The organism is Marinilabilia sp., assembly GCF_016278715.1.
Taxonomy (GTDB): Bacteria; Bacteroidota; Bacteroidia; order Bacteroidales; family Marinilabiliaceae; genus Marinilabilia.
The window spans coordinates 60,826-71,363 of the sequence record NZ_JADQBH010000108.1; the positions used below are offsets into that span (position 1 = coordinate 60,826).

Annotated in this window: 6 protein-coding genes; 5 read left to right on the plus strand and 1 reads right to left on the minus strand. The window is 42.2% G+C overall.

The features are described from left to right. Nucleotides 1-609 precede the first annotated feature (609 nt). Nucleotides 610-4,812, minus strand: a complete 4,203-nt coding sequence (locus QZZ43_RS06740) for a hybrid sensor histidine kinase/response regulator transcription factor (protein ID WP_291857304.1) — start codon at nucleotides 4,810-4,812, stop codon at nucleotides 610-612. 147 nt (nucleotides 4,813-4,959) lie between these two features. On the opposite strand from QZZ43_RS06740, the gene QZZ43_RS06745 reads away from it, so the two are divergent. From QZZ43_RS06745 to QZZ43_RS06765, 5 genes are all read left to right on the plus strand, one after another. Beyond that, on the plus strand, nucleotides 4,960-5,994 hold the full coding sequence (locus QZZ43_RS06745; RefSeq protein WP_291857306.1) for a LacI family DNA-binding transcriptional regulator: 1,035 nt from the start codon (nucleotides 4,960-4,962) through the stop codon (nucleotides 5,992-5,994). 41 nt (nucleotides 5,995-6,035) lie between these two features. Beyond that, on the plus strand, nucleotides 6,036-6,779 hold the full coding sequence (locus QZZ43_RS06750) for an SDR family NAD(P)-dependent oxidoreductase (RefSeq protein WP_291857308.1): 744 nt from the start codon (nucleotides 6,036-6,038) through the stop codon (nucleotides 6,777-6,779). 46 nt (nucleotides 6,780-6,825) lie between these two features. After that, nucleotides 6,826-8,034: a D-mannonate dehydratase ManD gene (gene manD, locus QZZ43_RS06755; RefSeq protein WP_291857310.1), complete on the plus strand. Its 1,209-nt coding sequence runs from the start codon at nucleotides 6,826-6,828 to the stop codon at nucleotides 8,032-8,034. An 81-nt stretch (nucleotides 8,035-8,115) separates the two neighbouring features. Next, nucleotides 8,116-9,498 carry an MFS transporter gene (locus QZZ43_RS06760; RefSeq protein WP_291857312.1) on the plus strand — a complete coding sequence of 461 codons (1,383 nt, stop codon included), beginning with the start codon at nucleotides 8,116-8,118 and terminating at the stop codon, nucleotides 9,496-9,498. A 197-nt stretch (nucleotides 9,499-9,695) separates the two neighbouring features. Then, the coding region (locus QZZ43_RS06765; RefSeq protein ID WP_291857313.1) for a glycoside hydrolase family 43 protein at nucleotides 9,696-10,538 on the plus strand (843 nt) is incomplete at its 3' end.

The window sequence follows — 10,538 nt, forward strand, 5'->3', positions numbered from 1 at the left end:
CGCATTTACTATAAAAAATAAATCATTGCTGTTTTAAGTAATCAATTTTTCCACATCCATTAAAGGGTAAATTTTCATAAGCAAAAAGTTTTTGAAGAGTTTTAAACGTTTTTTAACATCACGAATATACAAGATGCCAATGCGAAAAAAGCAGACATTTTTGCGAAAAAAGTAGACATTTTTATTTAAAGGTAGACGGCAACACTGAAACAAGTAGACAAATATGAAATTTGTTAAAACATGAGTCAAAAAAAATTTTTCAGTAGAGATTTTTACCACAATCAGTTTCTCTAAATGTCAAAATCAGACACTCAAATATCTAAAAGTAAAAAGAAGATTTTGGCTCTTTGATTATCCAAAAACAGAAATTCTCAAAAACAAAATTTAACATTCACGGTTTCCGGTGTCAGGTATTAAAGTACCATTCGTGAGGAGAGGGGTTTGATTTTCGGTAAGTTGAAAATCAAACCCCTCTCCTCACCTTGCCACAAAAGAGTTTGATCATTGCGAGCGGAACGAAGCATTTCAAATTGTTACTTCTCAACCCACCCAACAATAACAACATGTCTTTAAACATCTTGTCCCTCAAGGAACTTCCGGAAGATAATATTACATATGATGTTCCTTAATGTACTGGGTAGGCTTTTTCCCAATCTGTTTAGAGAAACATTTACTGAAGTACTTGGGATCCGAAAAGCCTACCATAAAACTCACCTCAGACACGGAAAGTTTATCCTGTCGGAATATTTGTGCAGCTCTCTTAATCCTCATTGAGCGAATAAACTCAACCAGAGCAAGACCCGTCATTGACTTCACTTTCTTGAGGATAATTGAATGACTCATATGCATATCGTCCACAAGTACTGAAACATCAAAAGAAGGATCGCCCATTTTGCTTTCGGTCACTTCCATTAATCGGGTAAGAAACTTTTCATCAGCAGGAGTAATAATTTCTTCAGAAGGTTCCAAAGACAATTTGCCGGCAAATTTTTTCTTAAATGCCATTCTGGAATTCACAAGTGAACTTACCTGAGCTTTGAGAATGTTGATATTAAAAGGTTTTGTAATGTAGCTGTCGGCTCCGGTTTTCAAGCCCTCAAGCATACTTTCATCGCCTGCTTTGGCAGTAAGCAGGATAACAGGAATATGACTGGTTTCAAAACGCTTTTTCAGATTGCCGGTCAGGTCTGTGCCAAGCATTCCGGGAAGCATTACATCACAGATAATAATCTCCGGCATCCGGGATATGATGCCTGAAAAAGCCTCTTTCCCGTCATGAAAAACAGAAACATTAAACTCCCCCCCAAATACGTTCGCCAACCAATTTGCCAATTCATGATCATCCTCCACTATACACATGCCCGGCTTTTCAACTCCTTCTTCATCGGAGTAATACTCTTGATCGGGGAGTTCCTCAGAATTAAATGACTCTCCCGGCAGTTCAGAAATAAATGCTGAATCATGAACATCGCCTTCAACATTATCTGCCGTTTCGGGCAGCACAATCTCAAAACAACAGCCTCCTCCGGGTTTATTATATGCCTTAACCTCACCCTTATTAAGGGCAACAAACTCTTTAACAATAGAAAGCCCGATTCCGGAACCACCCAGATGCGAATGAATTCCCGATTTCACCTGATTGAACCGCTCAAAAACACTTTCCAGCTGATGTTCGGGGATTCCTGGCCCGGAATCACATACCCGGATAATTACTCTCCGGCAAACAGAAGAATTGTTCTCATTTTCATCATATTCCAGTCGAATAAAGACCTTTCCACCAGCCTGAGTAAACTTCATAGCATTGGACAACAAGTTGTATAATGCAGTAGAAATCATCTTTTCGTCTGCAGTCAGCCAAATTTCTTTTTCTGTTTCCACCTTGACCTCAATATTCTTTTGACCGGCAAGAGAATCAAAAGCAGCTAAAGTATCGTGACACAACTCAACAAGATTGAATCTGGATGGTTTCAGTTCCGAATGCCCGGTATCAATTTTCCTGAACTCAAGAAGTTGATCCACCATATTCAAAAGACGCTTAACATTCCTGTGCATAATAGAAAGAGTTCCATATACCTCCTTATTGATGTCACTACGGTTTAAAATCTCCTGTAAAGGGGCATAAATCAAGGTAAGAGGGGTACGAATCTCATGAGAAATATTGGTAAAGAAGCGCATCTTGGCTTCTGTCAGCTCATTATCTTTTTTATGCTGAATACTCTCAATAATGAGGTTGTTTTTTTGTTTGGCTCCAATAAGGGAGTATTTTCGGAAAGTAAACAATAAAAAAACCAGCAAGGCAAAATAAGCGATATAAGCCCATACCGTTCTCCACAGTGGAGGGCGGATAGTTACCGGAATTGCGGCAGTTTCAGAAAACCACTCGCCGGAAGTGTCGGTAGCCCTGACTTCGAACAAATAATCCCCTTCATGCAAGTTGGTATAAGTGGCTCTTCGATTCTCACTATCAGTCTCCTGCCAGGAATCATTAAAACCTTTCAGTCGAAAAGCATACCTGACATTCCCCGGATTTGAAAAATGAAGTGCTGAAAACTCAAAGGTCAATTCATTATTACTATGAGACAACATTAAATGGTCAGTATAAGTAACATTCTTCTCCAAAATCTTTTTCCCGTTCACTTCTTCATTCGGATATACCGGATTGTTGTGCAAGCGCAAACCAGTAATTTGCACTTTGGGCGGAAAGGGATTGGTTCGCATGCTGTCGGGATGAAAAACAGCAACACCGTCCACACCGCCAAAATACATCATCCCGGTTCCGGGGTCTTTATAAGAGGCATTCAAATGAAATTCGCCCGAGGGTAGTCCGTCATTAGCACCATAATTGGTAAACGACTCTTTTTCTGCATCAAACTTGGAAATCCCTCTATTGGTTCCCATCCATAAATGCCCACTTTCATCTTCCTCAATAAAAAGCACCAATCCTCCGGCCAAACCATCCTTTTCAGAATAGGACCGGAAAGCCAACTCCCCATTTTCAGCTGACTTGACTAGCCCCTTTTCCTGATTGTATAGCACTTTGTTTAACCCACTTCCTGTGGCCAGCCAAATATCTCCATCCCGGTCTTCCCAAATATCGTAAACATCATTGTAACTCAGGCTTTCTGTATTGCCACTAATATTTCGATAAGCTTTGAATTCGCCGGTTCGGGAAACGACTTTATCTTTGTTACAAACATTAATTCCACCTCCTTTTGTGCCTACCCAGAGAAGTCCGTTGGAATCTTCGAAAATGCACAAAACCTTATCACTACTCAACCCCAACGAATTGGCGGAAGTTCCAAAATAATGTTCTACATTGTCAGTTTCTTTATCAATAAATCCCAATCCCCGGCCCCATGTACCAAACCACACACGCTTTCCGACATCCTCGAAAAGAGAAAAAACGAATCCATCAACGGCATAATTTCTAATCTCCCCAGATTGACTGTAAACACTCACACTATTGCTCGCCGAACCAATCCACAACTCTTCATCACGCCCCACCAAAAGCGCCATAACCTCCTTTGAAAATTGCTGATTAGAAACGTACACACGGGGAATATTATTAATTTTGGAAAGTGATTTATTATCATTAGAAAACACATCAATTCCTGCTGCAGCAGTTCCCACCCAAATTCGGTTTCCTTTTCCTGTCAAGGCAGTTACCAAATTGTCACTTAAACCTTTGTCGGATGAGTTTCCGGGACGGATAATATGAAAGCATTTGGAATAAAGGTCGGAATAGGCCAATCCTTTACTCTCCGTTCCTACCCAAAGCACGCCGGTGCGGTCAATCATCAAGGAATTGATAAGGTCGTCCGGAACCGATGTGTTATCTTCAAATGAATACAGATAATTTCCAACAATACGGTTATCTTTTATTTTGTAGAGTCCCGCCCCACGGGTTCCGGCCCACAAATTACCTTTATAGTCAAAGGCAAGATCTTCTACCCAATCCACTTCAAGATTTCTTTCAGGCGATAATGCATTGGAATGAAAATGAACAATTTCATCTGGTTCTTCAAGTTTAGTTGAAGGAAATATCTTAAATAATCCATCATAAGACGCGGCCCAAACAGAGCCATCGTCATCAAGCACAATAGATGTAAAGACCGTCACTCCCAGCGTTTGAGCCGAAAGAGAGGTGAATTCATTATCTTCAATATTGTATTTGAACAGTCCTTCTTCCCCTCCAACAACTAAAACCCCTTTCCGGATCTCTTTAATCACAGTAATGGAAATATTTTTTTTGTCGGGTTCAAAAATTTTTCCCTCGGCACTATAATACCTGGCTGTTTCAGAAACATTGCGAATCATATTTCGCTCACCTGTTTCGTCAGCAGAAAAAAGCAAAAGCCCCTCCGAGGTACCTGCCCACAGATTATTCATACTATCGGTTTCCAAATCCTGAACCAGATCATCGTATGTCAGATTATTATAACGTGTGATTTCTCCGGTAGCAAAATGTAAACGATTAATTCCTCCGCTTCGGGTCCCTATCCATAAATATTTATCCTGATCGTTTTCGAGACAAATAATTTCATTATTGGAGAGTGACTCAGAATCTAGTTGATCGTATTTAAATGTGAGAAATTCATATCCGTCATAACGGTTGAGGCCGTCCTTGGTTCCAATCCAGATAAAGCCTTTATTGTCCTGAAGCATACAATAGACCGATGATTGTGACAGCCCCTGGCTAACAGGAATATCGCGAAAATAAAGACCTGAATCCCAACCTGACCGGCCACCTGCAACGACAGAAACCAGAAAAAACAAAAACAAAAATTTAAGAAACAACTTTTTACAACTCATCGGTGAATAGTTTTTCAGCAGTGAACTGATTCTAAGATACTACTCTTTTAACGGATTTTGCACAAAGTTAAAAATTATTTTAATTTACGCAATCGATTGCGTAAGCCGGATGATTATTATTACTTTTGCAATTCAGAGATTTACGAAATGTTAAAAAAGGAAGTAACCATATACGAAATAGCCAAACTACTCAATGTTTCGGCGGCGACTGTCAGCAGGGGTTTAAAAAATCACCCCTCCATCAGCAAAAAAACCTGTACAAAAATCCAGGAAACAGCAAAAAAATTGGGTTACCAATCCAATGCACTGGCAAGCAGCCTGCGAACCAGCAAAAGCTATACACTTGGAGTTATAGTCCCCCGGCTCGACAGCAATTTTATGTCGACCGTTTTGGCAGGAATGGAAAAAGCTGCAGTGGAAAAAGGATACCATCTTATTATAATGCAGTCCTTCGAAACCCAGGAAAAAGAAGAAAAATGTGCGCAATTGCTTTTCAACCACCGGGTTGACGGCATTCTGGTCTCCACCTCATCAGAATCAGACGGGATGAATCATTTTTCACCATTTGTAAAGAAAAATATTCCGCTTCTGTTCTTCGACAGAGCTCCAAACGGGAAGCATACGTTCAGCAGTATAACCATCAACAATCGCAAGGCAGGATACGAACTCACTAAACTTATGATAAAGAATGGTTCCGAAAACATATTACATATTACTGGAAACAAAAGACTTTTGGTCTATAAAGAAAGGCTCGATGGTTTCATTCAGGCCTTGAAAGAATTCAACATCCCCTTTTCCCCAAAGATGGTCTGGGAAACAAAGCTGGGGGTTGAAGATGGAACAAATGCCGCAAAAAAGATCCTGACGATGAAAACTTTACCCGATAGCATTTTTGTAGCGAATGACACCTGTGCGATTGCGATAACCAACTATCTGCAAAAAAAAGGAATTAAAATTCCCGGGCAAATTCAGGTTTCAGGATTTAATGATGACCCCTTCGCCTCTCTTTTCACTCCGCAGCTCACAACAGTTAGGTATCCCGGAACCGAAATGGGCATAGTTGCAGTTAAGTCTATCATTGACTTAATAAAAACCAAGAACAAATCTCCGGTAAAGGACATTCTGGATTTTAAACTAATCGTCAGAGAATCTACTGATAAGATTGACACACGACTGCCTTAGGAACACATTTTTAATAAAATAAACGTTTGAAACAAAAGAAAATGATAAAACAGAAAACAGCTATTGTTACCGGCGGGACTACCGGTTTGGGAAAAGCAATTACCAAAACATTTCTAGATGCAGACATTTTCACCATCATCATAGACCTGAATAAGGAAAACCTGGATGCAGCCAAAAAAGAATTTGGAGACAAGTGTGCCTATGAACATTTCAACCTGGCAGAACTGGAAAAAATTCCTGCCCTTGTTGAAACACTTGAAGAGAAGTACGGACAATTGGATATTCTGGTTAACAATGCAGGAATTCATCTGAAGAAATTTGCGCTGGATGTAACCGATGAGGAGTTCAAAAGAGTCATTGAGATCAATCAAAATGTTGTATTCTCCTTGTCACGCGAGGTTGCCAGGAAAATGATTAAACATGGATCAGGCTCAATCCTCAACATCAGTTCCATGGCAGCCATTTATGGAATTCCCCAGGTAATAGCCTATACCGCCGCAAAAACAGCTGTAGAAGGAATGACCCGGGCCATGGCAGTGGAGTGGTCGCCAAAAGGTGTCCGTGTAAACGCTATTGCCCCGGGGTTTATCTACTCAAAAATGTCGGGTAAAGCACTGGACAGCGACCCCGAGCGCAAACAAAAAGTATTCTCCCGCACACCGATGGGACGTATGGGAAACCCCGAGGAAGTGGGCTCTGCCGCACTATTTATGGTTTCGGATGCAGCCAGTTATATCACAGGAGCCATTTTGCCTGTTGATGGCGGTAATTCTATTGGATTTTAATCCAATCACCCATTCATCCTTCATTAATTACCAAAAAACATTTTTTATGAAGATCACCGATGCCAAAGTGATTGTTTGTTCCCCGGCACGGAACTTCGTCACTTTAAAAATATACACCGACCAGGGCGTTTACGGTCTGGGAGACGCAACCCTCAATGGCCGGGAACTGGCGGTGGCAACCTACCTCCAGGAATATTGCATTCCTGCCCTGAAAGGCAAAGACCCCAGAAACATTGAAGACATCTGGCACTATTTTTACCGGGGTGTTTACTGGAAACGTGGAGCCGTAACCATGACAGCCATTTCGGCCATTGATATGGCCCTTTGGGACATCAAGGGAAAAATGCTTAACACCCCCATTTACAATCTACTGGGAGGCAAAAGCCGCGACCGCGTAATGGTGTATGCTCACGCCAACGGGGTAGATCTGGATCATGCCCTGGAAAGTGTTGCCCACGAAATTGATCAGGGTTTTAAAGCCATTCGTGTTCAATCGGGTATTCCCGGATTAGATCACACCTATGGTGTAGCCAAAAAAGGAGAAAAGTATGAGCCGGCAGGAAAAGGATTGGCCAAGGAGGATTTCTGGGACACCCACAAATACCTGAACTGGGCGCCTAAACTGTTTAGTAAGGTCAGAGAGCATTTTGGAGAAGACCCTCTGCTACTGCATGATGTACATCACAGACTCACGCCGATTGAGGCAGGACGTTTGGGAAAAGAGCTGGAGCCCTTTCACCTGTACTGGATGGAAGATGCTGTTACCGGAGAACTTCAGGAAGGACTCAAAATTGTTCGCCAACATACCACCACCCCAATAGCCATCGGGGAGGTATTCAATTCGGTTTATGATTATACCTCCCTCATATCTCAGCAGTTAATAGACTTTGTCCGTATGCCCATTGTTCACGGAGGAGGAATTACCCATCTGCAAAAAGTAGCCGCATTTGCAGCTATTTATCATGTGCAGACAGGATTTCACGGGGCAACCGACCTCTCACCCATCAATATGGCAGCGGCACTACACTTCGATTTTGCCATCAACAATTTCGGTATTCAGGAATATATGCCCCATGAGGAGATTGTCAACCAAGTATTCAAAACCAATTACAAATTTCAGGATGGTTATATGTACATCGACGACACCCCGGGAATAGGCGTTGACATTGATGAGAAAGCTGCAGAAAAATTTCCATACAGTCCGGCGAGTTTGCCAGTGAACAGGAAAGCCGACGGAACCCTGTTTTATTGGTAAATCATAGTAATGCCAATAAAGCCGATTTCTTTTATTTAAGATGATTGTTCCTATATTTGTTAGAAACAATCATCTTTTTTTATGACGTGGACCCGCAAACAACTCTCCATCCTCTCCATTGTTGCCATCACTTCATTTATGGGGACTTTTCTGATTTCCTCCATCAATATTGCCTTGCCCGCAATAGAAAAGGACTTCAATCTGGACGCGGTAACCCTTAGTTGGATTGTCACAGCGTTTCTGTTAACAATGGCCATTTTATTACTGCCTGTAGGCAGATGGGGCGATCTGACCGGCATTCGGAAGATGTTTAAAGTCGGGGTGGTTTTCTTCACTCTTTCATCAGTTACCTGTGCCTTTGCTCCATCAGGGTTCTGGCTGATAATTTTCAGATTGATCCAGGGAGCAGGCGCTGCACTCACCAGCACTACAGGGCCTGCCATACTGGTATCTTCATTTCCTCCCAGCCAGAAAGGGCGCGTGCTGGGAATCTCAGTATCAGCTGTTTACCTGGGTCTTGCTTTCGGACCTTTCTTTGGTGGATTTCTCACCCAGACCTTAGGCTGGCGATCAATTTTTGCTGTTTCAGCCCTTTTGGGAACTTTTGTAGTCACGATAACCTGGAAATATCTGGGAAAAGACCAAATATCCAGTGACGAGCCAAAAAAGCGAATCAGTTTAAAAGGAACTGTTTTTTATATCATCGGGCTGACCACCATGGTTTACGGGGCATCCATCATCCCCGAAACAAAAGGATGGCTGCTTATTCTTTCCGGGATCATCGCATTAATCCTGTTCTGGCAAATAGAAAAACGATCTCCTAATCCGGTTATCGACACACATTTATTTACCCGAAACCGGCTTTTTGCATTTTCCAATTTTGCAGCCCTCATCAACTACAGCGCCACTTTTGCCATTGTATTTCTACTAAGTCTCTACCTTCAAAAAATTCAAAGTCTGAGCCCAAGAGACGCAGGGCTCATATTGGTTGCTCAACCCATTATGATGGCGCTATTCTCTCCAATTGCCGGCCGGTTATCAGACCGGATTCAACCCAGATACCTGGCAACACTGGGAATGGCAATGTGTACCTCCGGGCTGGCTGCATTTGCCTTTCTGAATACAACAACCCCGCTATGGCAGATTGTTTCGCTATTAATCTGGGTAGGACTGGGTTTTGCCTTTTTCTCCAGCCCCAACATGAATACCATCATGAGTTCGGTGGACAAAAGCAAGTACGGAATTGCATCTGGTTCGGCAGCTACCATGAGGGTGGTGGGTCAAATAGTCAGCATGACCATTGCGACTTTCTTCTTTGCTTTATTCTTTGGGGGTGAACAAATCGAGAAAATTGATTCAGCCATCTTTCTGAAGTCCATGCAATTCGGTTTTATAACCTTTGCGCTTATTGCAGTCGCGGGTATCTGGTTTTCATTTTACCGTGGATCCATTCAGCGGGAATAGAAAATCGTTTCACATTTGATGAAACTGGCTCCTCCGCAATTAATATATAACTAAACCTTCTGAGAATATGAGTCCTCCTGATATCACCGGTAAAAATAAAGAAATCAGGAGGACAAAACGGTAAACATCACTGAATCCACAACCGGATTAGGGCATTTTTTTTCATCTTGCACTCAGAATCATAAAACCATAAATACATGAACGCAAGAAGACAATATCAAAGAACTTTGCTGACTCTAAGCTTTATCGCCAGTTTCTTAGCAGATGCTCAAAACCCGGTAATTACTGAAAAACACACTGCCGACCCGGCTGCCATAGTACACAATGACACCGTCTATCTCTATGCCGGACATGATGAAGCGGCTCACGATTTCAATTTCTACAACCTCAACGAATGGCTTATTTATTCCTCCACCGATATGGTGAACTGGAATGAAGAAGCTTCATTTCCTGTTACCGAATTCAAATGGGCACGCGGCGATGCATGGGCTGCCGAAGTCATCGAAAAAAACGGTAAGTTCTACTGGTATGTAACCGTTCACCACAAAGACCTGGACGGAAAAGCAGGTAAGGCAATCGGTGTGGCGGTAGCCGAATCACCTGTGGGACCGTTCAAAGATGCCATTGGCTCGGCACTCATCACCAACAACATGACCACCGGCATTGAAACTGACTGGGATGACATTGACCCTACCGTCTTTATTGACGATGATGGAATCCCCTGGCTGTTTTGGGGAAACTCTAAATGCTACTATGCGAAACTCAAAGACAATATGATTGAATTAGACAGCCCTATAATGGAAATTGAGGGCTTACCCAATTTCACCGAAGCACCTTTTATCCACAAAAAAGGAGATTATTACTACCTGACGTACGCCTATGAGTTTCCTGAGAAAACAGCCTACGCCATGAGTAAAAGCATTGAAGGTCCCTGGGAATACAAAGGTATCCTGAATGAAATCGCCGGGAACTGCAACACCAACCATCAGGCCATCCTTGAATACAAGGGGAAAGATTATTTCATCTATCACAATGGAGGT

Coding starts and splice junctions, on each gene's coding strand:
- QZZ43_RS06760 (WP_291857312.1), top strand. CDS start 8,116: ATGACGTGGACCCGCAAACAACTCTCCATCCTCTCCATTGTTGCCATC.
- QZZ43_RS06750 (WP_291857308.1), top strand. CDS start 6,036: ATGATAAAACAGAAAACAGCTATTGTTACCGGCGGGACTACCGGTTTG.
- manD (WP_291857310.1), top strand. CDS start 6,826: ATGAAGATCACCGATGCCAAAGTGATTGTTTGTTCCCCGGCACGGAAC.
- QZZ43_RS06740 (WP_291857304.1), bottom strand. CDS start 4,812: ATGAGTTGTAAAAAGTTGTTTCTTAAATTTTTGTTTTTGTTTTTTCTG.
- QZZ43_RS06745 (WP_291857306.1), top strand. CDS start 4,960: ATGTTAAAAAAGGAAGTAACCATATACGAAATAGCCAAACTACTCAAT.